This is a genomic window from Streptomyces caatingaensis (assembly GCF_001187435.1).
GTDB lineage: Bacteria > Actinomycetota > Actinomycetes > Streptomycetales > Streptomycetaceae > Streptomyces > Streptomyces caatingaensis.
The window spans coordinates 1225401-1250499 of the sequence record NZ_LFXA01000002.1; the positions used below are offsets into that span (position 1 = coordinate 1225401).

A 25099-nucleotide genomic window follows, 5' to 3' on the forward strand; every position below is an offset into this window, starting at 1 on the left:
GCGGCGCCGGTGACGACGCGGACGGCCGCCCCGTCGGGGGGGGCGGTACGGGGAGGACGCCCCGGAGGCAGACGTCGTCGGCGACCGACGGTGCCGCGCGTGGACGGAGGGCCCGCATCCGCCGAGCGGACGGGGCCGGCGGTGCTCGCGGTTCAGTCGTCCGTCTTGATCTTCTTCATCACCAGGTGCGAGTCGACCCGCGTGACCGCCCGCAGCGCGATCAGCTTGGTGGTCAGGAACGTCTCGTACGCGGCGTGGTCCTCGACGGCGACGCGGATGAAGTAGTCGGGGCGGCCGAAGAGGCGGTGGAACTCGACGACTTCGTCGTACGAGGCGATCGCGGACTCCAGCTCCTCGACGGTCTGGAGGTCGTTCACGCCGATCTCCACCTCGGCCATCACCTCGAAACCCCGCCCGGCCGCCGCCGGGTTGATGCGGGCCCGGTAGCCCGTGATGATCCCCTCGTCCTCCAGGCGCTTGACCCGGCGCAGGCACGGCGGCGGGGTCAGGCCGACGCGCTTGGCCAGTTCGACGTTGGTGAGACGGCCGTCCCGGCGCAGGTGGAACAGAATCTCCCGATCAATGCTGTCCATGTAATTTCATTGCCCAACGTGGTGCTTTCCAAGAATGATCGGAAACCATATTACGCTCCGGAAATCCTAAAATTGCCGCATGAACGCCCCGTCAGCCGCGGCAGAAGTCCGCCCTCCCACCGCCCCCGCCCCGCCGCCGTCCGACGTCCGGGCGGCCCTCAAGGACTCCAGCTCCGTGGGCCTCGCCCTGTTCCCCCTGGGCATCGCCTTCGGCGTGCTCGTCGTCCACTCGGGACTGGACTGGTGGTGGGCCTCCGCGATCACCGCGTTCGTGTACGCGGGCTCGCTGGAGTTCCTCCTCGTCGGCCTGATCACCGCGGCCACGCCGCTGGCGCAGGTCGCGCTGACGGCCTTCCTCGTCAACTTCCGGCACGTCTTCTACGCCCTGTCCTTCCCGCTGCACCGGGTCAGGAGCCGCGCCGGCAAGGTCTACAGCACCTACACCATGACGGACGAGGCGTACGCCCTGACCACCGGGGAGTCCGCGCAGTCCTGGAGCGGCCGGCGGATCGTGTGGCTCCAGGCGCTGTGCCAGGTCTACTGGGTCGTCGGCGCCACCCTCGGCGCGCTCTGCGGGGCCCTCGTGCCCGCCCGGCTCACCGGGCTGGACTTCGCCCTGACCGCCCTGTTCGTCGTCCTGGCCGTCGACGCGTACCTCGCCAAGCGCGACATACCCACCCCGGTGCTGGCCCTCGTCTGCGCGCTGGCCGCCCGCTTCCTCCTGCCCGGACAGATGCTGCTCGTCGCGCTCGGCCTGTTCACGGCCGGGCTCCTGGCCCGCCGCGCCCTCGCCGCCAGGGGGATGGGGGAGGAGGCGGCCCGTGCCTGACCACACCGGATACGTCGCCGCCGCCGTCGCCGTCAGCGCCCTCGTCACCTGGGCACTGCGCGCCCTGCCCTTCGCCGCGCTGGCGCCGCTGCGGGCGAGCGAGACCCTCCGCTACCTCAGTGTGTACATGCCCGTCGGCGTGATGGTGATCCTCACCGTCTACACGCTCCGGAACGTCTCCCTCGCGGACGCCGCGCCCGTCGGCCTGGCCCTCGCCGCCACCCTCGGCCTGCACCTGTGGCGGCGCAACGCCGTGCTGAGCGTGCTGGGCGGCACGGCCATCCACGTCGCCCTGGCGAGCACCGTCTTCAGTCACTCCTGACGCGACGTCAGACATGCGGCTATACAGGGGGGATGGATTCCCCCCTGGACCTCCCGGGCACGCCCCGGCGCCACTTCCTCCGCGCGGCCGCCGCCGCTCCCCTCCCGGCCCTCCCGGCCTTGGCGGCCCTCGCGCCATCCGCCCCCGCCCGGCCCGCCGAGGGGGCGCGGTGGACCGGCGACTGGCCCGCCCGCCTGAAGGACGCGGTCGAGCGGGCCATGCCCGCCGCCGTCGCCTGGGCCCGCCCGGCCCGCCGGCCCTTCGGCGCCGTCCTGGTGGACGCGGCCACCGGCGCCGTGCTGGCCGGCGCCCGCAACACCACCGAACACAACGGGGACATGACCGCCCACGCGGAACTCACCCTCCTCCGCGAGGCCGCCGCGGCGGGCCACCGCCTCCCCTCCTGCGCGGTCGTCAGCACCGCCGAGCCGTGCGCGATGTGCGCGGGAGCCCTCGTCTGGACCGGCGTCCGGGCCGTCGCCTACGGCACGTCCCTCGCCGCACTCGTCGCGTACGGCGTCCCGCAGATCGACCTGCCCCTCACCGAGATCACCCGGCGCTCCCCGTTCACGCCGCCCGCGGTGGCCCGCGGCGTACGGGCGGACCTCACCGATCCCCTCTACCGCCCCTCCGCGGCTCCGCAGGACGGCGCGCCGTAGCAGAACTACGGCTGGTGCGCGGAGGTGAGGAAGTCCAGGACGAGGGGGCCGGCGTGCGCGCGGCACTCCTCGAAGTAGGCGTGCCGCCCCTGGGGGATCAGGTGCAGCCGGGCGCCGGGGATGCGGCCGGCGAGCAGGGCGGCGTTGGCGGTGGGGTTGAGCAGGTCGTCGCTTCCGTGGACGACCAGGGTGGGGGCGCCGATGCCCGGCAGGAGGTCCCAGGCGTCGTGCCGCGCGCTGGCCGCGAGGTGGCGGCGGCGGGCGTGGGCGGGCATGCGCGGGTCGCCGAGGGTGTGGTAAGGGCCGGGATGGGAGGCGAGCCACCCAGGGGTGTACATCAGCTCCAGCAGGGCCCGCCGCGCGGCTCCGGGCCGGGGCTGCGCCAGGGCGCGGCGGACGTCGTCGCCGCGTTCGACGCCGTGCGGGCCGCCGGGCGAGGTGCAGCCGAGGACCAGGGCGCCCACCCGGCGGGGGTGACGGGCCGCGATCTGCTGGGCCACTCGTCCGCCCATGGACGTCCCGTAGACGTCGGCCCGGTCGATGCCGAGTTCGTCGAGGACGGCGACGACGTCCTGGGCGAACAGCTCGGTGCTGTAGGGCGCATCGGGCTTGTCGCTGTCGCCGGTGCCGCGGTAGTCGAGCGTGAGGGTGCTGCGAGCGGCGTGGAAGTCGGCGCGGACCGCGTCCCACCAGTGGTGGTTGTTGGCCTGGCCCGCCAGCAGGACCAGCGGCGGCCCCTGGCCCCGGAGTTGGTAGGCGATGCGGGTTCCGTCCGGTGAGACGGCGTACGTCATCGGTCTCCTCTCCCAGGCGCCCCGTCCCCCGCCCATGAGGGGAGCCAAAAGAAGGCGGTGCAGCGTTGACATCCTTCCATGGCGGTGGATCCCGGCCGCACGGGCCGGCGCCCGGACCGCCGTGACCGGCGGGCCGGGCCCCTGGCCGGGCACGCGTCACCACATGACGGGCACCCGCGCCGCCATGATCGCCATCCGGTTCGGATGCCACGGCACCTCCTCCGGCGGCACCGCCAGGCGGATGCCGGGCAGCCGCTCCAGCAGGACGCGGAAGGCCGTGTCGGACTGGCGGCGGACGAGGTGCGCGCCCGGGCAGTGGTGGCGGCCGTAGCCGAACCGCAGGTGGGGGTTGGGGGAGCGGGACGGGTCGAAGGACTCGGGGTCGTCGAACGCCGCCGGGTCGAAGTTGACCGCGTCCAGCGACAGCAGGACCAGGTCGCCCTCCTTCACGGACGCGCCGCCGAGCTCCGCGTCCCGCGTCACGTACCGCGGGATCGCGTTGCCCAGCACCACACTGCACCGCAGCAGTTCCTCCACGCACTGCGGCATCGTCTCCGGACGGGCCCGCACCGCACTCATCACGTCCGGCCTCTGGAGGAGGTTGAACGCCGCGACCCCGAGGAAGCTCGCGAAGTCCTCGTAGCCGCTGACGAAGAGGACGGCGAGGATGTTCGACAACTGGCGGACGGTGAGCCCCTGATGCCGCTCGTTGAGGTCCGCGAGGCGGTCGGCCAGGCCGCGCGGCTCGCCGGGGCGGCGGGCGGCCATGTGCTCCTCCATGTACAGGCGGATCTCCTCCCAGTTGCGGGCGAGGTCCTCCTGCGCGTACGTGACCATCGTCAGGTCGACGTCGGCCCGGTGGGCGAGCCACGCCCGGTCCGCGAAGGGCAGGCCCAGCAGCCGGCACATGCACTTGGCCGCGACCCACTCGGCGAAGTGGTGCTGGAGGTCGCCCGGCGCGCCCTCCCGGACCATCGCCTCCAGGCCCTCCCGGGTGGCCTCGGCGACCCAGTCGGCGGGCAGTTCGGGCTGGTTGCGGCCGAGGGCCCTGAGCACCTCGTCGCGCAGCCCGGCCTTCTGGAGGTGGTTCATGGCGTCCAGCAGCTCGGGCGCCAGGATGGGGGCGTCCTGCGCGGGGCTGTCGGAGTCGGCGAGGACGGAGCGGGCGAACGCCCGGTCGCGCAGCACGTGCTGGGTCAGCTCGTAGCCGGTGACCAGCCACGCCTCGCCGCCGGAGTTGGTGCTGACGCGGGCGACGGGGCAGCGGGCGCGCAGCTCGGCGAGCTCGGGGGCGAGCCGGTCGCCGTCGGTGCTGAACGGGTAGTGCGGGAGCGGCTGCTCACGCGTGGCGCTCTCAGCGGCGTTTCCGGTGGCGTTCTCGGTCACGGTCCGGGGGGCCTTTCTCTTCCGGTCTCTTCCGGTCTCTTCCGGGCGGGTCAGCGGGCCGGTCACCAGCGGACCGGCAGGGTCGCGGGGGCGCGCAGCGGCGTCGACTCGTCCCACGGGATCGACTCCGCCGGGACCGCGAGCCGCACGTCCGGCAGCCGCTCCAGCAGCACCCTGATCGCGGTGGCGAGCTGCAGCCGGGTCAGGTGCCCGCCGGTGCAGGTGTGCGGCCCGTGCCCGAAGGCGACGTGGGCGTTGGGCGACCGGGTCAGGTCGAGGCGGTCGGGATCGGTGAACGCCTCCGGGTCGCGGTTGGCGGACGCCGGCACCGGGACGACCGCGTCGCCGGCCCGGATCCGCTGCCCGTGCAGCGTGAAGTCCTCCTTGGCGACGAGGATGTTGATGGCGTTCATGAGCGGGACGTACCGCAGCAGTTCCTCGACCGCCGTGCCGATCCCCGCCGGCTCGTCCCGCAGCCGCCGCAGCTGCTCGGGGTGGGTGAGCAGCGCGAGCAGGGCGTTGCCGGTGTGCTGGATGTTGGTCTTGTAGCCGGCCATGAGCATGGTGACGACGAAGCTGACGACGTCGTCGCGGGCCAGTTCGGCGCCGGGGCGGCGGCTCTCGGCCAGCAGGAGGTGGATGTAGTCCTCGCCGTGCCCCTCCCGCTCCTTGCGGGAGATGAGCTCGGACGCGTAGTCCTGCAGGGCGTACAGCGCGGCGAGCACCTCCTCCATCGTCAGCCCGGAGGCGCCGAGCAGGGCGAGCGTGTGCGGCAGGTAGACGTCGCGGTCCTCGTGCGGCAGTCCGACGGTCTCGCACAGCACCCGCAGCGGCAGCGGCTCGGCGTACCCGGCGACGAGGTCGGCCGTGCCGTCCTCCGCCCCCGCGACCATGGCGTCGACCAGCTCCTCGGCCATGGCCCGGATCCGCGGCTCCATGAACTCCAGCCGCTTGCGGCCGAACAGCGGCAGGACGGTGCGGCGGACGCGCTCGTGGTGCTCGCCGGTCATCTCCAGGAACGTCGGCAGGCACGGCGGCGGCGCGTCCGCGCCCTCGCGCGGCGGCCAGGCCGACAGCAGCGGCCGCTCCAGCCGCGGGTCGGCGAACGCGGCCCGCACGTCGGCGTACCGGCTGATCAGCCAGCCCGTCTCGCCGTTGGGCAACTGGGCCTTGACGACGGGCTGTTCGGTGCGCAGCCGGGCGTAGGCGCAGGGCGGGCCGGCCGTGCCGGGCTCCACCTCGGGCACGGGGATGACGGTCTCGACGTCGCTCATGCGCTCTTCTCCGGGGAGGCGGGACGGGTGATGTAGCCGGAGGCGAAGAAGTACTCCAGGTACCGGTCGAGCAGGGCGGCGTCCACCGGCGGGCACTCCAGCCCGCTGCCGGCCAGCGCCGCCTCCGCGTTGCGCCGCCCCAGCACGGGGAAGGTGCCCTTGAGGTACATCTCCTTGACGGACATGTCCGCCGTGCGGCTGCGGTCGACGCACAGCGACACGAACGGCGCCGTGGCGCTCGTCGGATGCGCGGCGACGTGCCGCACCAGCTCGCCGACCCACTCCCCGTACGGCATCGTCCGCAGCGCGAAGCCCGCCGCGCGCATCCGGTCCAGGACGTCCGAGAACATGCCCGGACGCGGGTTGGTGAGGTGGTAGACGCGCCCGTCGGCCTCCTCGTGGGTGGCGATGCGGACGACGCACTCGGCGAGGTGGTCCACCGGGACGAAGTCCATGGGCAGTTCGATGTCGGGGGCCAGGCCCGTCTCGGCGACGGTCTTGAACAGGGAGCAGATGGCCGTCTCGGTGTTGGACGCGCCGTGCGTCCGGTCGCCCGTCACCTCGTACGGCCGGTACACCGCCACCGGCAGGCCCTGCTCGGCGGCCTGCCGCAGCACGCCCTCCGCGACCCACTTGCTCTCCGCGTAGCCCATGGTCAGCCCGTCGGCGTGGGCCAGCGGCAGGTCCTCGTCCACCTCCCGCACCCCGGCGGCGCCGAAGCCGGCGACGACGGCGACGGTCGACACGAAGTGCACCGGTACGCGGCGCGGCGCCGCGATGCGGATCACCTCGCGGGTGCCGTCCACGTTCGCCGCGCGCAACTCCTCGTACGGGTAGAGGAAGTTGACGCGGGCGCCGTTGTGGAGGACGAGGTCGAGGGTGCGGGACAGCTCCTCCGCGTGCCCGGCCGCGAGACCCAGCCCGGCCTCGGTCAGGTCGCCGGGGAAGCACTCCACCCGCCGCCACGCCGCCTCGTCCGGGTGGAGCCCGTAGCGGGCGAGCGCGGTGCGCACCCGCCGTTCGGCGTGGGCCCGGTTCGCGGCGCGTACGGGGCAGTGGACGCGCGCCGTCGTCGAGGCGAGCAGCCGGTCGAGCAGGAAGGCGCCGACGAATCCGGAGGCGCCCGTGAGCAGGATCTCCCGCGGGTCCCGGGGGCGCGGCGCGGGGCCCTCGGCGGGCGGCAGGTCGAAGCCGAGCTCGGCCTCCTTGGCGAAGTCGGCCGTCGGCCCGGCCGCCCCGGCGGAGCCGCCGCGCGCCGCGCGCACGGCCTCCGTGAAGCCCTCCAGGGTGGGGTCGGCCAGCAGCGACCGGATCAGACCGGAGCCCAGGGACGCGTCCAGGCCGAGGACGGCGAGGGTGCGGGTGACGGCCTCGGAGGCGAGCAGGGAGTCGCCGCCCAGGTGGAAGAAGTCGTCGCGGGGCTCGGGGCGGACGCGCAGCACCTGCTGCCAGACCTCGGCGAGGAGGCCCGGCAGGCCCTGCGGCCGCACCTCCTCCCCGCCGCGCTCCGGGGCGGCGGGCCGCAGCCGGGCGCGGTCCACCTTGCCGCCGCTGGTCACCGGGAAGCTCTCCAGCGGCACGAGCACCGGCACGGCCTGCGGCGGCAGCCACCGGGCGCAGTAGGCGCGCAGCTCCGGCAGCGGCAGGGGACGGCCGGGCGCGGCGGCGGTGACGTACGCGGTGAGCGCGCCGCCGTCGGTCTCCACGACGGCCTCGCCGACCTCCGGGTGGGCCCGCAACCGGGCCTCGACCTCGTCGAGTTCGACGCGGGCGCCGCGCAGCTTGACCTGGCGGTCCAGCCGGCCGCGGTACTCCAGCAGGCCGTCGGCGGTGAGGACCGCGCGGTCGCCGGTGCGGTAGAGCCGCCCGTCCGGCTCGACCGCCGGCAGGGACACGAACCGCTCCGCGGTCAGCCCCGGGTCGCCGAGGTACCCCAGCGCCAGGCCGTCCCCGCCGACGTACAGTTCGCCCTCCTCGCCGGGCGCGGCCGACGACCCGTCGGCGCGCAGGACATGGCAGGTGGAGGCGCCGAACGGGCGGCCGAGCGGGACGTGTCCGGCGTCCTCGGGCAGCGGGCGCAGCACGTGGGCGGTGGAGACCACCGCGTTCTCGGTCGGGCCGTAGAAGTTGACGACGGTGGTGTCCGGGCAGGCCGCGAGGACCGCGTTCGCCAGCCGCGGGTCCATCGCCTCGCCGCCGGCCGAGACGAACCGCAGCCCGGACAGCGCCTCGGGACGGGTACGGGCGACGAGGTGGAAGACGCTCGTCGTCAGGTACGCGACCGTCACGTCCTCCTCGCGCAGCAGTTTCTCCAGCGCGGTGGGCGACAGCAGCTCCTCGCGGTCGGCCAGGACCAGGCAGGCGCCGGTGAGCAGCGCGCCCCAGATCTCTATCGTCGAGGCGTCGGACGACAGCCCGTAGGCGTGCAGGATCCGGTCGCCCGGCCCGGGCGGCGGCAGTTCGGGCTCGGAGAGGACGAGGCGCACGACGCCGCGGTGCGGTATCGCCACCGGCTTGGGGCGGCCGGTCGTGCCGGAGGTGAAGACGACGTAGGCGCGGTCGGTGGCGGACCCGGTGACCGGCCGCGGTGCGGCGGGGGCGGCCGCGGTGTCGTCGAGCGCGATGCTCACGCGCAGTCCGCGCACGGGGCGTTCGCTGCCCGGCAGCGTGACGGCGGCCCGCAGCCCGGCGTCCTCGGCCATCGCCCGCAGCCGGGCGGGCGGCAGGTCCGCGTCGAGCGGCACATAGGCGCAGCCCGCCTTGAGGATGCCCAGCAGGGCCACCAGCGCCTCGAGCGAACGGCCGCCGCAGACGCCGACCAGGTCGCCCGGCTCGACGCCGCGGTCGAGCAGACGGGCCGCCAAGGCGTCGGAGCGGGCGTCGAGTTGCCCGTAGGTGAGGGTGCGCCCGCGGTGCCGGGCCGCCGGCGCTTCCGGCCGCTCGGCGGCCCGCTCGGCGAACAGCTCGGGCAGGCGCCGGTCCCGGGGCCAGCGGGCGGGCGCGGGCGTCGCGGGGGTGGGGGCGGGGCGGGGGAACGGGCGTGACGAAACGTCGGTGTCGGTCATCGGTCCTTCTCGCTCGTGCTGCGTTGCGGCGTGCGGCCTTGCTGCGTGCGGCGTGCTGGTGCGGCGTGCTCGTGCGGCGCGCGGCCGCGGGGGTCCGGGCGCGGTGCGGCCGCGGTCAGCCGGCGTCGGCCCCGGCGGCCCCCTCGAAACCGGCCGCGAACGCGCCGAAGTCGGCGCTCCGCCAGCGCTGCGGGCGCATGCGGAAGGCGATGTCGTCCTTGAGCTGGCCGGCGGTCCCCGCGAGGTAGTCGCGTGCCTCCTCGGGGTCCAGGTAGCGGTGCGCGAGGGCCTCGCGGACGGCCGGGTCGATCGGGTCCTCCACCGCCGTGACCGGCCCCTCGACGCTGACGAACCGGTAGGGCCGCCGCTCGTCCTGCACACAGAGGCTGAACCTGCCCGCCGCGCGCAGCAGTTGTGCCTTGATCGTCTCCCGTCCGGTCTCGACGACGATCTCGCCCCCGGGCTCGTATCCGTACCAGACGGGCACGACCAGGGGCGCCCGGTCACCGCCCCGGGGGTCGGTGACCCCGAGGACGCCGACCCGTGGGGCGGCGAGGAACTCTTCCCGTGCGTCGTGGGGCATGGCGGGCAGCATGCGGTGATCTCCTGTTCCGGTGGAGCGGGACGCGCTCTGTTGCGGTCGCGTCTCCGTCGTGAAAAATCTTGGAAACGACGCATCACTCCCCGACGGAATGCCCAACAAACCCATGTTTTGAGCCGAGTTGGGGTGTGGGGAGGGGTGGGTTCCGCAGGTGGCGGGGGTGCGGGTTACCGCGAGTTGAGCAGGAGTGGAAGGCTTCCGCGGGACGGGCCGGGCGGTGCCGCCGGGGAGCGTTCCGGCATGGCCAATGATCACTACTTGCGGCGGTGGTGACGCCGTGCTTACGGGGGCCTGCTCGCAGTCATCGGCCCCGAGGGGCGGGCCAGTAGGATCGGACATCATGGACGACCGTCGTATCCCCGCCGCCGGCGAAGCCTCCGGCGTGCCGGCACCGCCGTGGCTGCGGCCCGGACGGGCACCGCGGCCCGCGCGGGTGCCCCTGAGTCAGGACGCCGTGGTCGGGGCCGCCTTGGAGCTGATCGGAGAGGAAGGGCCCGAGAGGCTCACCATGCGACGGGTGGCGGAGCGGCTCGGCGCCAGTCCCGGCGCGCTCTACGTCCATGTGCAGAACAAGGACGAGCTGGTGCAGCTCACCCTCGACCGGGTCATGGCCGAGCTGAGGCTGCCGCAGCCCGATCCGGCGCGCTGGACCGAGCAGGTCAAGGAGTTCGCCCGGGCCACGCGGGAGCTGCTGAGCCGCTACCCGGCGGTGGCGCGCATGTCCTTCGGGCAGGTTCCGTCGGGGCCCAACGCGGTCGTGGTGCTGGAGCGGTTGCTCGCGATCCTCACGGCCGGCGGCCTGCCGGGGCGCACCGCGGCGTACGCCGCCGACCTGGTCTCCGGCTATGTGAAGTTGTCCGTCCATGAGGCCGCGGTGTGGGCGGAGGAGAACCGGCGCAAGCCGCCGGCCGCGGAGCGGCTGGTCCAGGCCCGCGAGTATCTGGGTGCCCTGCCGGCCGACCGCTTCCCCCACCTGGCCGCGCTCGCCGGGCCCATGTTCGACGACTCCTCTCCGGGTGAGCGCTTCGAATTCGGCCTCGACGTCCTGGTCGGCGGGCTCCGCGCGATGGCCGGTCGCGACGAGGGGAACCCGTCCGGCTGACGCCTGCCCGCCCGTTGACGAAGCCCCACGGCCCACACGCCGTGGGGCTTTTCCGTGCCCGGATCTTCCGGCGCCCTGCCCGCTTCCCGGTGAATGCAGTATGTTGAGTGAACGCCGTTCAGTAGCGAACGTTGTTCAGTTCCGTCATGGAGGCAAGGGGATGTCCGCTCTCGACCAGACCTCGTCCCGGAAGTCCGGACCGCCGGACGCATCCGCCGACCCACGCCGCTGGCGCGCCCTGATCGTCGTGATGGCGGCCTCGTTCATGAATCTGCTCGACGGGTCGATCGTCAACGTCGCGACGCCCTCGATCCAACGGGACCTGCACACCGGGTACTCGGCACTCCAGTGGGTCGCGGCGGGCTACACGCTGGCCTTCGCGGCGATCCTCATCACCGGGGGCCGGCTGGGCGACATCCACGGCCGCAAGCGGATGTTCATGACCGGAGTGCTCGGCTTCACCGTCGCCTCCGCCCTCTGCGGGCTCTCCACCAGCAGCGGGATGCTCATCGGCAGCCGCGTGCTCCAGGGCGCCTGCGCCGCCGTGATGGTTCCCCAGGTGCTGGGCGTGATCCGGGACATGTTCCCCCGCCGGGAACAGGTCATCGCCCTGTCCCTGTACGGGCCGGTGATGGGGCTCGCCTCCGTGGGCGGGCCGGTGCTCGGCGGCCTGATCACTCAGGGCGACCTCTTCGGCCTGGGCTGGCGGCCCATCTTCTTCGTGAACGTCCCGTTCGGCCTGGCCGCGTTCCTCCTCGCGGGGCCGACCCTCCGCGAGTCCAGGTCCCCGAGGCCGCTCCGCCTCGACCTGGTGGGCGTGATCCTGGTCGTGACCGCGCTGCTGATGCTCATCGCCCCGCTGATCGAGGGCCGCGAACACGGCTGGCCGCTCTGGACCTTCGTGTGCGCGGCCGCCTCGGTGCCCGTCTTTGTCCTGGCCGGCGCGTACGAGCGGCGCAAGGACCGGGCGGGCGGCTCGCCGCTCGTCGAGACCAGCCTCTTCCGCAACCGCACCTACCTGGCCGGGCTGTTCGTCACCGTCGTCTTCTTCGCGGGCATGGCCTCCTTCTTCCTCGTCTTCGCCCTCTACCTGCAGATCGGTCTCGGCTTCTCGACACTGCGCACCGGACTCACCATCGGTGCCTGGGCCCTGGGAAGCGCCCTCGGCGGCGGCGCCGCCGGCGCCGTGCTGGGCCCCCGTTTCGGTCGCCGGATCCTGCACACCGGGGCGTTGCTCATGGCCCTGAGCGTCGCGGCCACCGCCCTGACGATCCGCCATTACGGACCCGACGTCACCTCCATGGAACTGGTCCCGTCGCTGACGGTGGCGGGCCTGGGCATGGGCCTGGTGCTCGCCCCGCTCTTCGACATCATTCTCGCCGGGGTCGCCGATCACGAGATCGGCTCCGGCTCCGGAACCCTCAACGCCGTCAACCAGGTCGGCAACACGGTGGGCGTCGCGGTCCTCGCCACCCTCTTCTTCACCTTCATCGGCCAGCAGGCGAGCCCCGCCGCCACCGACGCCGCGGGCCAGGTCCGCACGGCACTCGCGGCCTCCCGCGTGCCGGCCGCCCAACAGGACGCCGTCGTCAGGGACTTCACCGCTTGCAGCCACGACCGGGCGACCGACAAGCACCAGGGAACCGCCCCGCCCAGCTGCCTCCGGCTCACCCGCACCCTCCGGACCGCCGCACCCACGCCGCAGGACGCCGCACAGACGGGCCGGGCGGTGACCGCCGCCGGCGAGCGGGCGCGGGCGACGGCGTTCAGCACCGCCGCCGAGCGGACCCTGTGGATCGAGACCGGCCTCTTCGGTCTCACCTTCCTCCTGGCCTGGTCGCTGCCGCGCCACTCCCGCAACTAGCCGCGCGGGGCCACCGGCCGGTACAGGAGAGCCAGTCCCGGCTCGCCCTCCACGCCTACCTGGAGTGGGGCGCCGCCTTCGTCGAACGTCTTCAGGGCTCCTTCGCCTTCGCCGTCTGGGACGCCCGCGCCGAGGAACTGCTGCTCGGCCGCGACAGAATGGGCCTCACGCCGCTCTACTATGCGCCGGTCGACGGCGGCGTGCTCTTCGGCTCCGAGAGCAAGGCCATCCTGGCCACCGGAGCCGTACCGGCCGAGGTCGACGCCGAGGGAATGCTCGAAATCCTCACGTACGCCGGCAGCCCCGAACATGCCGTCTACCGGGGCATCCGCAAGGTGCGGGCCGGTTCGGTGGTGCGCGTCGACCGGACGGGCACGCGTGCCCGGCAGTACTGGCGGCTGGAGTACCGCGACCACACGGACGACCGGGCGGCCACGGTCTCCACCGTCCGTGAACTCCTCACCGCGGCCGTCCGCGACCAGACCGGCCACCCCGGACCGGTGAGCTCCCTGCTCTCCGGAGGCTTGGACTCCAGCGCCATGGTCTGCCTCGCCGCCGGCCTCGACTCCCGGCGCCCACAGCGCACCTACACGGTGACCTTCAGCGACTACGACCGCTACTTCCGCCCCAACCCCGTCCGCCCCGCGCCCGACACCCGATTCGTCCACGACGTGGCCGAACGGGCGGGAGCCGAACACACCACGGTCGTCCTGGACACCCCCAGCTGCTCGACCCGGTCGTACGGCTCGCCTCGCTGCGGGCCCGCGACCTCCCCAGCACCTTCGGGGACATGAACACATCCCTTTACCTGCTCTGCCGCGCCGTGCGGCGGCGAACGGGGATCGTGCTCTCCGGCGAGACGGCGGACTCCGTGTTCGGCGGCAACGTCTTCACCGACGACGGGAGGAGCGACGGCGACATCCTGCCGTGGGTGGCCCTCGCCCGCCGCCACGGTGCCCGCCAGGCACTGGGCTGCGGCCTCCTCGACCCCGGTCTGCTCGCCCGGCTCGACGTGACCGCCTATGCCGCGGACCGTCACCGCGAGGCCCGCCGGGAACTCGCCCTGCCCGCCCGCCTCCCGGCCGGCGAGCGCCGGTCCCGTCAGCACGCCTACGTGCAGCTCACCCGATGGGTGGAGAGCCAGCTCGCGCACAGCGAACGGATGGCGGCTGCCGTCGGGCTGCAGCTGAGAATGCCGTACACCGACACCCGCCTCGTCGAGTACGTCTTCAACGTCCCCGCCGCCCTGAAGTTCTTCGACGGACACGAGAAGAGCCTGCTGCGCGCGGCCACCGCGGACCTCCTGCCCCCGTCCGTCGTGCAACGCCGCAAGAGCCCGTTCCCAGTCACCGTCGAGCCCTCCTACCAGAAGGCGCTGGCCGAGGAGCTGAGGGAACTCGCCGCCCGGCGCGACGCACCGATCGCCCCGCTCCTCGACCGGGCGGCGGTGCGTGCGCTCCTCGACCGGCCCGGCGGCACCCCCGAGGACTGGATCACCCGCACAGATATGGAGACCGTTCTGTCGCTTGACGGCTGGCTGCGTCACTACGGCGTACGGCTCACCTTCTGACCGCCGGGGGCCTCCCCGAAAACCCGTAACCCGCACCGGAATGTGATCGAACAGGGAGGAGTACGTCCCATGCCCGCCCATGTGCCCCCCGACCACGAGGACGACAACCGGCCCGCCCCCTCCGGCTTCTGGGAGTGGGTGTCCAGGAACGCCGAACTTCCCGCATTCGACCGCCTGTTGTTCCTCCTCTACGGAGTCAGGATCGTCGCCGTCCTGAACGTCGTGGCCGAACTCGACATCGCCGGCCTGATCCATGAACGCCCCAGGACGGCACGGGAACTCGCCGAGGCGACCGGCACGCAGGAGCGTGTTCTGCGCCGTGTGCTGAGGGCCGCCACGGCGATCGAGGTCTTCGCCGAACTGCCCGACGGCCGTTATGTGCTCACACCCGAGGCCGAATCGCTCGCACCGTCCGGCTTCGGCCTGCGCGACATGACACTCTTCAACACCGGTGAGATCTTCACCACCGGCTTCGCGGCCCTGCTGCACAGCGTCCGTACCGGCGAACCCGCCTTCGACCACGCTTTCGGCACGTCGCTGTACGCGTACTTCGACGAACACCCGGCGGCGGGCGAGCTGTTCGACCGCTGCATGCTGCAGCGCAGCCGGCTGGTGATCAACGCGGGCGATCTGCTCGCCACCACCGATCTCGGCCGCTTCTCGCGCATCGCCGACATCGGAGGCGGGCGGGGACACTTCCTCGGGGAAGTGCTCTCCCGGCACCGGCACATGACCGGCCTGCTGTTCGAGCGGCAGAGCGTACTGGATCACGCGCCCGCGCTGCTGGACCAGTACGGTGTCGAGGACCGGGTGGACCTGGTCGCCGGTGACTACTTCGAGGCGGTGCCGGCCGGCTGCGACGCCTACATGCTCAATGCCGTGCTCAACGCCTACGACGACGACCGCGCCGCGCACCTCCTGGAACGTGTCCGGGAGGCCATCGGCACACGGGCCGATCCGAGGCTCCTCATCTGCGAGAAGGTCGTCAGCCACCAGCCGAACAAGTGGGACTACAGCAAGCTGGTCGACCTGGACCTGCTCGTGCTGACCGGCGGCGGTGAGCGAACGGCCGCCGAATGGCGGGAGCTGACCTCCCGGGCCGGTTTCGAGCTGGTGAGCGCACCCGCCCGGAAGGGCTCGCCCTGGACCGTCCTGGAGTGCCGCCCGGTGTGACCCGCGGCCCGCCGGGGCAGTATGGCGGGGCACGCGTCGCCACGGCGGCCCTCGGCCGGACCACCTCGACGGCGGCGGGTCGCGACGGCCGGCCGCACCGGAGCCGTCCCCCGGGCCGAACCGCGCCGCCTGCGACCGCGCCGCCGAAGGAGCCGCGCCATGAACGGGCCGTCACCCGCCGCCGGTCCCCGGGACGGGGACGGGCTGCGCCGCGGGCTGGGGCCGGCGGACGCGGTGGTCGTCGGGCTGGGATCGATGATCGGCGCGGGGGTCTTCGCCGCGTTCGGGCCGGCGGCGCGGGCGGCCGGGGCCGGGCTGCTGCCCGCGCTGGCGCTCGCGGCGGTGGTCGCCTACTGCAACGCCACCTCCTCGGCCCGGCTCGCGGCCCGTCACCCGGCGTCGGGCGGCACCTATGCCTACGGCCGTGAGCGGCTGGGGGACTTCTGGGGCCACCTCGCCGGGTGGGGGTTCGTGGCGGGGAAGACGGCCTCCTGTGCCGCGATGGCGCTCACCGCCGGGGCGTACGTCCTGCCGGGCGGGGCGCACGCGGTCGCGGTCGGCGCCGTCCTGGCGCTGACCGGCGTGAACCACGTCGGGCTGCGCCGGTCCGTCCTGCTCACCCGGGTGATCCTGGGCCTCGTCCTGGCCGTGCTGCTGGCGGTGGTGGGCGCGGCCCTCGTGTCGCCGGCCGCCCGCGCCGGCCGGCCGGACGTCGCGGCGGACGCCACGTTCGGCGGGGTGCTCCAGGCGGCCGGCCTGCTGTTCTTCGCCTTCGCCGGGTACGCCCGCATCGCCACCCTCGGCGAGGAGGTCCGCGACCCGGCCCGCACCGTCCCCCGCGCCGTGGCCCTCGCGCTGGGCATCGCCCTGGCCGTCTACGGCCTCGTGGCCGTCGCCGTGCTCATGGTGCTGGACGCCGGGCAACTGGCGGCCGCGCGGGCGCCGTTGGCGGACGCCGTCCGGGCCGCCGGAGCGGCCGGGCTCGTGCCCGCCGTACGCGCCGGGGCCGCCGTCGCGGCGCTCGGCTCGCTGCTCGCCCTGCTCCTGGGCGTCTCCCGCACCGTCTTCGCCATGGCCCGCGACCGGCACCTGCCGCACCCGCTGGCGGCCGTCCACCCCGCCCACGGGGTGCCGCACCGGGCCGGGTGGGCGGTCGGCGCGGTGGTGGCCGCGCTCGCCGCGACGGCGGACGTGCGCGGCGCGATCGGCTTCTCGTCCTTCGGGGTGCTGGTCTACTACGCCCTCGCCAACGTCTGCGCGCTCACCCTCGCCCCCGCCGAGGGCCGGCCGCCCCGCGTCGTCCCCCTGGCCGGCCTGGCGGGCTGCGCGGCCCTCGCCTTCGCCCTGCCGGCCGCCTCGGTGCTGTGGGGCACGGTGGCCCTGGCCGCCGGTGCCGCCGTCTACGGGGCGCGGCGGCTGCTCGCGGCCCGGTCGACGCCGTAGGCGGAACGGCCCCCGCCGGGCCGGACGTCATCAATCCCACATTCCGGGACGGGAAGCGGTGCGAGGCGGTGCGAATCGCCTCATTCCGGAGCCGGTTGACGGCAGGGCGGCCGCACCGCGGTGACCGAAAAGGCCGTCTGGACAAATCCGTTCCGCTCTGAACGCCACCACGCCGGCGCGCGACCGGCCGGGGAGAGCGCCGGACGCCGGGATCGCGAGGCGCTGAAGGCGCCTGCCAATAGCGGGTGTTCGGCCATTCCTCGCCCTCCCTGACGAACGGTCGGTTCCGTGCGCCGAACGGCGATCTTGTCGCCGTCACCCCTTGAGTCCGTTCGGATCCGTGCGATACACAAGTGGCGCTTGTTGCCCAGAGAGGCAAGAGAAAGGGAAGTGATGCCAAAGAGTCCCTTGCCGGAAACGCAAGCCGACGTGCTGAACGTCATCCGCACCCGGACCGTCCTCCGCAATTACGCCCCGGAAACCATCGACGACGCACTCGTCGACCGGATGCTGGAGTGCATGCTCGCCGCACCCACCGCCTCCAACAAACAGGCGTGGTCGTTCGTCGTGGTGCGCGACCCGGCGAACGTGCGGCTCCTCAGGGCCTTTTCCCCCGGCATCATCGGAACGCCCTCCTTCGTCGTCGTCGCCTGTGTCGACCGGCGGTTGACGGCCGGCCTCACCGGTGAGATCTCCCGGAAGATCTACGAGACCTCGAAGCTCTGCGTGGCCATGGCCGTGGAGAACCTGCTCCTCTCCGCCCACGCCCTCGGCTTCGGCGGCTGCCCCGTGAGCAGCTTCCGCGAGGAGGTGCTGCGCCACCTGCTCGGCCTGCCGGAGGCCCTCGAACCCGTGCTGCTCGTGCCCGTCGGGCGCGCCGCGCAGCCGCCCACGCCCTCCGACCGCCGCGACAAGAACGAGGTGATCAGCTATGAAGTCTGGGGAAACCGTACCGCAGAACCGGCTGCATGAGGACATCGCGCTGCTCGCCGCGTACCTGCTGAGCAGCGGCCGGGGACTGCTCAACGAGCCCTCGGACTACGGGGCCTTCCGCTGCGCGGACGCCGCCCGCCGGACGCTGGAGATCCTCGAACGGGCCGGCGGCAGCTCGCCCGGGCTCACCGAGGTGCGCGAGCGCCTGGACGGCGTCATGTTCGCGCCCATGGGCGGCGACACGGACATCGCCGCCGTCCTCGACGAACTCTGCCTCAAGATGGCGGACTCGCTGAAGAACGCGGCGTCCGCCCCGTCCTCCTGAGCGGATCCATGAACCCCCCAGAGGAGAAAACCTTATGCCGCCGCACGCGTTGACGGAGGCCCCCGCGATCGAGATGCGCGGCGAGCCGCTCGGCGAGAACTGCCGGCGCATCTGGCAGCGCGCGGAACACGCCCTCATAGGAATAAGCGCCGGAAACAGCTATTTCAATCAGGGCCGGCTCACCGCGCTGCTCGAATGGGCGGAACGCCATTACGAACGGATCGACGTCGTCTATGTCGACACCGCCCTGGACACCATGCTCCTCGCCGACAGCCGCACGCCGGAGAGCGCCGCGAAATCGGTGAAGGCGACCCTCCGCGACGTCCGGCGGAGGATCAAGCGGTCCCTGGAGCGGCTGGAGCCGCAGGACGGGCGCTTCCGCGTACGGGCCCTGTCCGACCTCCTGGACCTGCCCGCCTACCGGGCCGTCCGGCAGCGGACGGACCGCGCCTTCGCGGAGGACGCGGAGTTCGCCGCCACCTGCGAGGCGATGGTGCGGGAGATCCTCGCCCACCGCGGCGGCGCCGTCACCGACGCCCACCTGCGGGCGGGCCTCGCCTATGTGCAGGCCGAAGCGCCCCTGTTCACCGACTGCCCGGCCATCTTCGGCGTCGCCGAGTCCGTCGTCCTGTACCACATGAGCACGCCGGTCTCCGCATACCTCGCGGGCGACCCGCGGGGCTTCCGCGCCGCCCCCGGCCAGGGGTTCGTCGTGGTCCGCCCGGTGGAACGGGCCGTCGGCATGCACATATTCTAGTACCCCCGCATCCCAACGTCCCGCCGCGCGCGGCCCGTTGGGAGAAGGCCCCGCGCCGCACCGGCACGGGGCCCCCGGGGATCGGCCGGCCCCGGTGTGTCAACACCACACCGGGTCCGGCCTCACCGCGCCCGCCAGGCCGTGACCAGCATGGCCACGGCGACCAGCAGCTCCAGCGCCCGGTGGCGCCGCTCGATCCCGTCGAGAACGCGGCGTAACCCTTCCCTCACGCGCTGCATCACACATCACCGTCCAGAGGTTGCTCGGCAGTCCCGGAGCCCGGTGCCCCGGGGGCTTCGGTGCCGGACGGCGGTGCCGTGGAAGCGGCGCACCGTCCACGCTATCGCCAAGGCGCCGCACGCACACGGGAATTGAGCCGGACGCCCCGGCGGGCCGCGGACCCGGGCGCATCCCCGCGCCCCGACGCGTGTCACTCCCGTCACACCACCCGAAGGTTCAAAAGCACATGGGGTTAGCATGTGAGCGCCGCCTAGCTCGAAAGAGATACCCCTGTGACTGTCAACGAGGACACGTTCACCAACTGGAAGAACCGCGAGGAAATTGCGGAGTCGATGATCCCGGTCATCGGGAAGCTGCACCGGGAGCGGGACGTCACCGTCCTGGTCCACAGCCGCTCCCTGGTGAACAAGTCGGTCGTCAGCATCCTCAAGACCCACCGGTTCGCGCGCCAGATCGCCGGCGAGGAGCTCTCGGTCACCGAGACCCTGCCCTTCCTGCAGGCCCTCACCACGCTCGACCTCGGCCCGTCCCAGATCGACATCGGCATGCTCGCCGCGACCTACCGCACCCACGCCGACGGCCTGACCGTGGAGGAGTTCACCGCCCGGGCCGTCGCCGGCGCCACCGGTGCCAACAAGATCGAACGCGGTGCCGGGCGCGATGTCGTCCTCTACGGCTTCGGCCGCATCGGCCGCCTCGTCGCCCGCCTCCTCATCGAGAAGTCCGGCTCCGGCAACGGGCTGCGGCTGCGCGCCATCGTCGTCCGCGGGGGCGGTGACCAGGACATCGTCAAGCGCGCCTCCCTGCTGCGCCGCGACTCCATCCACGGCCAGTTCCAGGGCACGATCACCGTCGACGAGGCCAACGGCACGATCACCGCCAACGGCAACGAGATCAAGGTGATCTACGCCGACGATCCCTCCGAGGTCGACTACACGGCGTACGGCATCAAGGACGCCATCCTCATCGACAACACCGGCAAGTGGCGCGACCGCGAGGGCCTGTCCCAGCACCTGCGCCCCGGCATCGACAAGGTCGTCCTCACCGCGCCGGGCAAGGGCGACGTCCCCAACATCGTCCACGGGGTCAACCACGACACCATCAAGCCGGACGAGCGGATCCTGTCCTGCGCCTCCTGCACCACCAACGCGATCGTCCCGCCGCTGAAGGCCATGGCCGACGAGTACGGGGTGCTGCGCGGCCACGTGGAGACCGTCCACTCGTTCACCAACGACCAGAACCTGCTGGACAATTACCACAAGTCCGAGCGCCGCGGCCGCTCGGCCCCGCTCAACATGGTCATCACCGAGACCGGTGCCGCCTCCGCCGTCGCGAAGGCGCTGCCCGACCTCAAGGCGAAGATCACCGGCAGCTCGATCCGCGTTCCCGTGCCGGACGTCTCGATCGCCATCCTCAACCTCCAGCTGGCCCGCGAGACCACCCGCGAGGACGTCCTCGACTACCTCCGCAACGTCTCGCTGACCTCGCCGCTCAAGCGCCAGATCGACTTCATCAGCGCCCCCGACGCGGTCTCCAGCGACTTCATCGGCTCGCGCCACGCCTCGACCGTCGACGCCGGAGCCACCAAGGTCGAGGGCGACAACGCCATCCTCTACCTCTGGTACGACAACGAGTTCGGCTACTCCTGCCAGGTCATCCGGGTCGTCCAGCACGTCTCCGGGGTGGAGTACCCGACCTACCCGGCGCCGCTGGCCTGATCCCGGCCGCGTGCCGCCTGTGACGGGGATCTCTCCCGTCCCGGGCGGCACGCGGGGCCGATCCATGATCTCCCGCGGCCGGGCGGACCGACCGGCCGCAGGAGACCACGCGAGGAAGGGACCAGCCACCGTGGGAGTGAACAAGGACCGCATGCTGGCCGGGGATTGGTACGTGCCCGACGACCCCGAGCTCGCCGCCGACAGCGTGCGCCGCGCCGAGCTGTGCGCCGCGTACAACGCCGCCTCCGCGGCCGGCCCCGCGGAGCGCCACGCGCTGCTGGCCCGGCTCCTGGGCTCCGTGGGCGAAGGGGTGCGGATCCGCGCCCCGTTCCACTGCGACTTCGGCTACCACATCAGCGTCGGCGCGGGGACGTTCGTCAACTTCGGCGCGGTCTTCCTCGACGCCGCCCCCATCACCCTGGGCGCGGACGTCCAGATCGGCCCCAACGTCCAACTGCTCACCCCCACGCACCCGCTGGACCCCGAACGCCGGCGGGCGGGCTGGGAACGGGCCCTGCCGGTGACGGTCGGCGACAACGTCTGGCTGGGCGGAGGAGTGATCGTCTGCCCCGGGGTGACCATCGGCGCGGAGACGGTCGTGGGCGCCGGGTCCGTCGTCACCTGCGACCTGCCGCCCGGCGTCCTGGCGGTCGGCAACCCGGCACGGGTCGTCCGGACCCTCGACGGCCGCGACCCGGCGGCGCGTTGAGCCGCCGGGATCCGCGCCCGTGCCCGGACCCCGGCGGCGCCGCGCGGGCGGCCGGGGCCGGCGCGGGCGGCCTCAGTCCGAGCCGAAGACCGCCTTCTGGACGTCGGCGGGCGTCTCGTACTGCTTGTCCGGGATGTGGGAGATCTTGTCCACCACGTCCCGGTCGGCCTTGTTCTTCCGGGCGACCTGGACGAGTTTCTCCCGGTCGGCGGGGTACGGCGCGCCCTTGAGCGCCTTCTGGTACTCGGTGGGGTCGTTCGTGGCCATGGGAACCTCCTGGCACGGAGCGTGGATTCCGCCGCCGGTGCTCCGGCGCGGCGCCCGCCGAGTACCCCCCGGCGGTCCGGACAATCGCCGGCCCGCGCCGGACCCCGAAGCCCCGGGTCAGATCCCGAAGGGAGCCGCGTAGCGGACGGTGCCGGACGGCAGCGGGTGGTCCGGGTCCAGGGCGAGCGCCATCAGCGCCTCGTCCGGCACCTCGAAGGGCACGCCGATCCCGTGCGGCGAGGCGCGGCGGAAGCCGAAGCGCGGGTAGTACGCCGGATGCCCGAGGACGACGACGAAGCGCTCGCCCCGGTCCCCCGCCGCCGCGAGCGCGGCGCGGACGGCGGCCGACCCGGCGCCGCTCCGCTGCCGGCCGGGCCGCACGGCGACCGGCGCCAGACACAGGGCCGGGGTGTCGTCGATGTGGCAGCGGGTCAGCAGGGCGTGGCCGACGACGGTGCCGCGCCCGTCGACGCTGACGACGGACAGACCGTCGATCCAGGCCGGATCGGCACGCAGCGCGTCGACCAGGTCGGCCTCCAACGACGTCTCGAACGCGGCGAGTTCGACCTCGCGGACCGCGGGGATGTCGGCACTGGTCTCGGGGCGGGTGATCCACTGATCGGCGGGGGTACGCATGACGGGACGAAGATCCGTTCCTTGGCGGGTCACGGGTGAGGAAGGGCGCTCCACGGGCTCACACCCCGACGGGGCGAGGGGCTGGGTCGGACCGTCGCCCGTCGTCCCGTCGCCGGGGCGTGGGGCGGTCCGGGCACCGCGCCGCGCACCGCTCGAACGTAACACGGGGGCCGCGCCGGCCGTCGGCCGAATGGCCGCCTCGCATCGCGCTCCGCGGCGGCGCGGCATGACATGGGTGGTAGTCGAGACGGAGGTGCAGCGCATGGGAGGTCGGCCGCGTTCCGCAGGCAGGGCGGGAAGAACGGCAGGAGCGGGGAGAAGGGCGCGAACGGCGGCCCGGCGGTGCGTGGCGGGACTGGCCGCCCTGGCGTCGGTCGCCTGCGCGGCGGGTGCGGCCGGTGCCGCCGACGCGGGCTCCCGGCGTCCCGTACGGGTCAAGCCGTCCGTCACCACGGAGGCCGACTGGCGGGGGGTGGCCGCCGTGCTCGGCCACCAGGGGTGGCTCGTGAGCCGCCGCGCCTACGGGATCGGCTTCCCCCGCGTCGACCTCAAGGTGGTCTGCCAGGGGCACCGGCTCCGGGCGATCGGGTCGTTCGCCTCCTTCGTCCGCTACCCCGACGGGCGGACGATGCTGATGGGCGACCTCGCGCTGACCGAGCGCGAGGTGCGGAAGGTGCACGACGTCCTCGTCGCCCGCGGCATCACCCAGACCGCCATGCACGGCCACCTCCCCGCCCACACGCCCGCGATGCAGTGGGTGCACTTCCACACGATGGGCCGCGACCCCGTCGCCCTGGCCCGGGACCTGCGGGCCGTCCTGGCCGTCACCGGCACGCCGAACGTCACCGGCAGCCCGGTCGCCGCGCCCCTGGCGATGGACGGCCCGGCCGTCGACCGGGCCCTGGGCGCCAAGGGCCGGGCGCAGGGCCGCGTCTACAAGATCACCTACGCCCGCAACGAGACGCTGGCCGACCACGACCGCGTCCTGCCCCGGATGACCGGCAGCACCACCGCCCTCATCTTCCAGCCCGCCGGTGACGGCAAGGCCGTACTGACCGGCGACATCGCCGTCACCGCCCACGAAGTGAACCCGGTGGTCAAGGCGTTGCGGCACGGCCGTATCGGCATCGTGGCCTTCCACAACCACATGCTGGGCGACCAACCCCGCCTCTTCTTCCTGCACTTGTGGGCCGTGGACGACCCGGTACGGCTGGCCCGGCACCTGCGCGCCGCCCTGCGCCACACCAACTCGTCGCCCGCCGCGCCGAACTGACGGCAGGGGGCGGTCGGTTCGGGACGCCCCCTTACGCGCCCACGCCCCGTCCCCGGCCCGTGGCCCCGACGTCCGCCGCCAGGGGCGGGCCCGCCGTTCTGCCACCGCCGCCGGCCGGCGGTGTCGGCTCGCCGCGGCGCGTACGGCCGCCGGACGGGCGCGGTGCCGGTCCGGTCTCCCGCTGCGGTTCGATGATCCGCCGCGAGACGGCGGACGGCGCGTGCCGAGTGCGGCCGAGCGGAGGACGGCCAGGGCGGCGGCGGGCAGGGCGCGCGGCGCTGGGCCGGATCGGCCGGGCCCTGCGCCGCCGACGCGCGGCGGCGCGGGCGCTCCCGGACCGGACCCCCGGCGGTCGGCCGAAGAGGCATCGGCGAGGATGGATGTATAGAACAACATTCCGCCTGGAGCATCCCGTGCCGCACATCACCGTCGACTGCACCGCGCAGGTCCGCGACCGCCTCACCCGCAGGGCGTTCACCGAACGCCTCAACGCGCTCGTCGTCGGAGCCGTCGATTCCGCCGGGACGTGCAAGATCTTCCTGCGTGCGGCGACCGAGACGTTCGTCGTCGGGGGGTCCGGCGGGGGAGCGTTCGTCCACGTGGACATCGGGCTGCTCGCCGGGCGGACGGAGGAGCAGAAGGGCCGGCTGTCCGAGGCGGTGCTCTCCCTGCTGGACGAACTCCTCGGCGCGGACGGCGGTGGCGAGCCGGTGCTGTCGGTGGAGGTCCGGGACCTGGCGCCCTCCTACCGGCTCAGCCGCGGGGGCCGGCGCATGTCCCTGCCGGTCCCGGCGGGCGCGGTCGGCTGAGGGCGGAGGGCTCAGGCGCCGTCCGCCCCGCCGCCGTCACTCGCTCCGCCCCCTGCGCCACCGCCCCCTGCGCCGCCGCCCCTTGCCCCGCTGTCCCCTGCCCCGGCGTCCCCCTCGGCGGAGTGGGGGAGCAGCGGGAACAGCCGGCTGATGAGGGCCACGGGCAGGGCGCCCTCGGGCCGGGCCAGCGGGCGGTGCTCGCGGTCCCGGTACGGCGCGAGCACGCGGCGGATCGCGTCGGCGACCCGCGTCATCTCCTCCGGCGTGAGGTAGGCGATCGCGCTGAACGCCTCGTCGTGGCGCCAGGCGACGGGCGCTTGGTCCCGTCGGTCCAGCCAGCGCCGCCAGCTCTCGTCCTCCAGGCCACGGGCCAGGTCCCCGAAGCCGTCGTCCGGGAGCGCCCGGGCCCCGGGCGTGCGCTGCGTGAGGCGCCAGGGGCGGGCGCGGCCCCCGTCGCGGGGCGCCTCCTCCACGTACCCGTGGCGCGCGAGCTGCCGCAGATGGAACGAGCAGAGCCCGGAGCTGTGGCCGAGCCGGGCCGCGGCCTCGGTCGCCGTGACCGTGCCGACCTCGGCGAGCAGCTCCAGCAGGGCGGTGCGCACCGCGTGGTCGGGCAGCCCGTCGTGCGGTCCCGCGGGCGGGGCGGTGAGGTCTTCCTCGGTCACTTCGTCTTCTGGCACTTTGCAAAGTCTGCTACTTTGCAAAGAACTTCGCAAGGGATCTTCGTGGAGGTTCCGCGGGCGCGGAAGTTCCGCAG

Annotated in this window: 25 protein-coding genes; 16 read left to right on the plus strand and 9 right to left on the minus strand. The window is 73.6% G+C overall.

The window, feature by feature from the left end:
- Positions 1 to 152: 152 nt before the first annotated feature.
- Positions 153 to 593: an Lrp/AsnC family transcriptional regulator gene (locus tag AC230_RS06095; protein ID WP_049714844.1), complete on the minus strand. Its 441-nt coding sequence runs from the start codon at positions 591 to 593 to the stop codon at positions 153 to 155.
- Between the two features lie 79 nt (positions 594 to 672).
- On the opposite strand from AC230_RS06095, the gene AC230_RS06100 reads away from it, so the two are divergent.
- The 3 genes from AC230_RS06100 to AC230_RS06110 are packed head-to-tail and all read left to right on the plus strand — an operon-like array spanning position 673 to position 2403.
- Positions 673 to 1422 (plus strand): AzlC family ABC transporter permease, encoded by a 750-nt coding sequence (locus AC230_RS06100; protein WP_049714845.1) that lies wholly within the window; start codon positions 673 to 675, stop codon positions 1420 to 1422.
- Entirely contained in the window at positions 1415 to 1744 is a 330-nt protein-coding gene (locus AC230_RS06105; RefSeq protein WP_049714846.1) for a branched-chain amino acid transporter permease, read from the plus strand. Before AC230_RS06100 ends, AC230_RS06105 begins: the two co-directional genes overlap by 8 nt.
- 32 nt (positions 1745 to 1776) lie before the next feature.
- Positions 1777 to 2403, plus strand: coding sequence for a nucleoside deaminase (locus AC230_RS06110; protein WP_049714847.1), 627 nt, complete (start codon positions 1777 to 1779; stop codon positions 2401 to 2403).
- Between the two features lie 5 nt (positions 2404 to 2408).
- Here the strand turns inward: AC230_RS06110 and AC230_RS06115 are convergent, their stop codons facing one another.
- The 5 genes from AC230_RS06115 to AC230_RS06135 all read right to left on the minus strand — a co-directional run bounded on the left by AC230_RS06115 (position 2409) and on the right by AC230_RS06135 (position 9505).
- Positions 2409 to 3197 carry an alpha/beta fold hydrolase gene (locus AC230_RS06115; protein ID WP_049714848.1) on the minus strand — a complete coding sequence of 263 codons (789 nt, stop codon included), beginning with the start codon at positions 3195 to 3197 and terminating at the stop codon, positions 2409 to 2411.
- A 156-nt stretch (positions 3198 to 3353) separates the two neighbouring features.
- On the minus strand, positions 3354 to 4583 hold the full coding sequence (locus tag AC230_RS06120; RefSeq protein ID WP_049715079.1) for a cytochrome P450: 1230 nt from the start codon (positions 4581 to 4583) through the stop codon (positions 3354 to 3356).
- Positions 4584 to 4645: 62 nt separating this feature from the next.
- The gene (locus tag AC230_RS06125; RefSeq protein ID WP_049714849.1) at positions 4646 to 5857 is read right to left on the minus strand and encodes a cytochrome P450 family protein; all 1212 of its coding nucleotides are present in this window, start codon (positions 5855 to 5857) and stop codon (positions 4646 to 4648) included.
- Entirely contained in the window at positions 5854 to 8922 is a 3069-nt protein-coding gene (locus tag AC230_RS06130) for an amino acid adenylation domain-containing protein (protein WP_049714850.1), read from the minus strand. Before AC230_RS06130 ends, AC230_RS06125 begins: the two co-directional genes overlap by 4 nt.
- A 115-nt stretch (positions 8923 to 9037) precedes the next feature.
- A complete protein-coding gene (locus AC230_RS06135; RefSeq protein ID WP_241833093.1) occupies positions 9038 to 9505 on the minus strand; it encodes a pyridoxamine 5'-phosphate oxidase family protein in 468 nt (155 codons plus the stop codon).
- Positions 9506 to 9863: 358 nt separating this feature from the next.
- On the opposite strand from AC230_RS06135, the gene AC230_RS06140 reads away from it, so the two are divergent.
- The 11 genes from AC230_RS06140 (at position 9864) to AC230_RS06185 (ending at position 21357) form a co-directional block, all read left to right on the plus strand.
- Positions 9864 to 10625, plus strand: coding sequence for a TetR/AcrR family transcriptional regulator (locus AC230_RS06140; protein WP_049714852.1), 762 nt, complete (start codon positions 9864 to 9866; stop codon positions 10623 to 10625).
- Between the two features lie 160 nt (positions 10626 to 10785).
- Positions 10786 to 12489: an MFS transporter gene (locus AC230_RS06145; RefSeq protein WP_049714853.1), complete on the plus strand. Its 1704-nt coding sequence runs from the start codon at positions 10786 to 10788 to the stop codon at positions 12487 to 12489.
- On the plus strand, positions 12417 to 13283 hold the full coding sequence (locus AC230_RS34240; protein ID WP_078870978.1) for an asparagine synthetase B family protein: 867 nt from the start codon (positions 12417 to 12419) through the stop codon (positions 13281 to 13283). The genes AC230_RS06145 and AC230_RS34240 overlap by 73 nt, the downstream gene beginning before the upstream one ends.
- On the plus strand, positions 13280 to 14059 hold the full coding sequence (locus AC230_RS34245) for an asparagine synthase-related protein (protein ID WP_078870979.1): 780 nt from the start codon (positions 13280 to 13282) through the stop codon (positions 14057 to 14059). The genes AC230_RS34240 and AC230_RS34245 overlap by 4 nt, the downstream gene beginning before the upstream one ends.
- Before the next feature lie 69 nt (positions 14060 to 14128).
- Positions 14129 to 15232: a methyltransferase gene (locus AC230_RS06155; RefSeq protein WP_078870980.1), complete on the plus strand. Its 1104-nt coding sequence runs from the start codon at positions 14129 to 14131 to the stop codon at positions 15230 to 15232.
- A gap of 159 nt (positions 15233 to 15391) precedes the next feature.
- A complete protein-coding gene (locus AC230_RS06160; RefSeq protein WP_049714854.1) occupies positions 15392 to 16675 on the plus strand; it encodes an APC family permease in 1284 nt (427 codons plus the stop codon).
- A gap of 408 nt (positions 16676 to 17083) precedes the next feature.
- Positions 17084 to 17647 carry a nitroreductase family protein gene (locus tag AC230_RS06165; protein ID WP_241833094.1) on the plus strand — a complete coding sequence of 188 codons (564 nt, stop codon included), beginning with the start codon at positions 17084 to 17086 and terminating at the stop codon, positions 17645 to 17647.
- Complete coding sequence (locus AC230_RS06170) at positions 17607 to 17933, plus strand: DUF6092 family protein (RefSeq protein WP_049714855.1); 327 nt, start codon at positions 17607 to 17609, stop codon at positions 17931 to 17933. Before AC230_RS06165 ends, AC230_RS06170 begins: the two co-directional genes overlap by 41 nt.
- A gap of 34 nt (positions 17934 to 17967) precedes the next feature.
- Entirely contained in the window at positions 17968 to 18690 is a 723-nt protein-coding gene (locus AC230_RS06175) for a tRNA-dependent cyclodipeptide synthase (RefSeq protein WP_049714856.1), read from the plus strand.
- 512 nt (positions 18691 to 19202) lie between these two features.
- Positions 19203 to 20648 carry a glyceraldehyde-3-phosphate dehydrogenase gene (locus AC230_RS06180; protein WP_049714857.1) on the plus strand — a complete coding sequence of 482 codons (1446 nt, stop codon included), beginning with the start codon at positions 19203 to 19205 and terminating at the stop codon, positions 20646 to 20648.
- Between the two features lie 130 nt (positions 20649 to 20778).
- Positions 20779 to 21357 (plus strand): sugar O-acetyltransferase, encoded by a 579-nt coding sequence (locus AC230_RS06185; RefSeq protein WP_049714858.1) that lies wholly within the window; start codon positions 20779 to 20781, stop codon positions 21355 to 21357.
- A gap of 72 nt (positions 21358 to 21429) precedes the next feature.
- Here AC230_RS06185 and AC230_RS06190 read toward each other — a convergent pair whose 3' ends face one another.
- Together AC230_RS06190 and AC230_RS06195 are read right to left on the minus strand one after the other, a co-directional pair.
- Positions 21430 to 21624 (minus strand): DUF2795 domain-containing protein, encoded by a 195-nt coding sequence (locus AC230_RS06190; RefSeq protein WP_049714859.1) that lies wholly within the window; start codon positions 21622 to 21624, stop codon positions 21430 to 21432.
- A 117-nt stretch (positions 21625 to 21741) separates the two neighbouring features.
- The gene (locus AC230_RS06195) at positions 21742 to 22260 is read right to left on the minus strand and encodes a GNAT family N-acetyltransferase (protein ID WP_049714860.1); all 519 of its coding nucleotides are present in this window, start codon (positions 22258 to 22260) and stop codon (positions 21742 to 21744) included.
- A 346-nt stretch (positions 22261 to 22606) separates the two neighbouring features.
- Between AC230_RS06195 and AC230_RS06200 the strand changes: the two genes are divergently transcribed.
- Positions 22607 to 23533 (plus strand): LppY/LpqO family protein, encoded by a 927-nt coding sequence (locus tag AC230_RS06200; RefSeq protein WP_241833095.1) that lies wholly within the window; start codon positions 22607 to 22609, stop codon positions 23531 to 23533.
- 413 nt (positions 23534 to 23946) lie between these two features.
- Positions 23947 to 24342: a 5-carboxymethyl-2-hydroxymuconate Delta-isomerase gene (locus tag AC230_RS06205; protein WP_049714862.1), complete on the plus strand. Its 396-nt coding sequence runs from the start codon at positions 23947 to 23949 to the stop codon at positions 24340 to 24342.
- An 11-nt stretch (positions 24343 to 24353) separates the two neighbouring features.
- Here the strand turns inward: AC230_RS06205 and AC230_RS06210 are convergent, their stop codons facing one another.
- Positions 24354 to 25007, minus strand: coding sequence for a winged helix-turn-helix transcriptional regulator (locus AC230_RS06210; RefSeq protein ID WP_049714863.1), 654 nt, complete (start codon positions 25005 to 25007; stop codon positions 24354 to 24356).
- Positions 25008 to 25099: the final 92 nt, after the last annotated feature.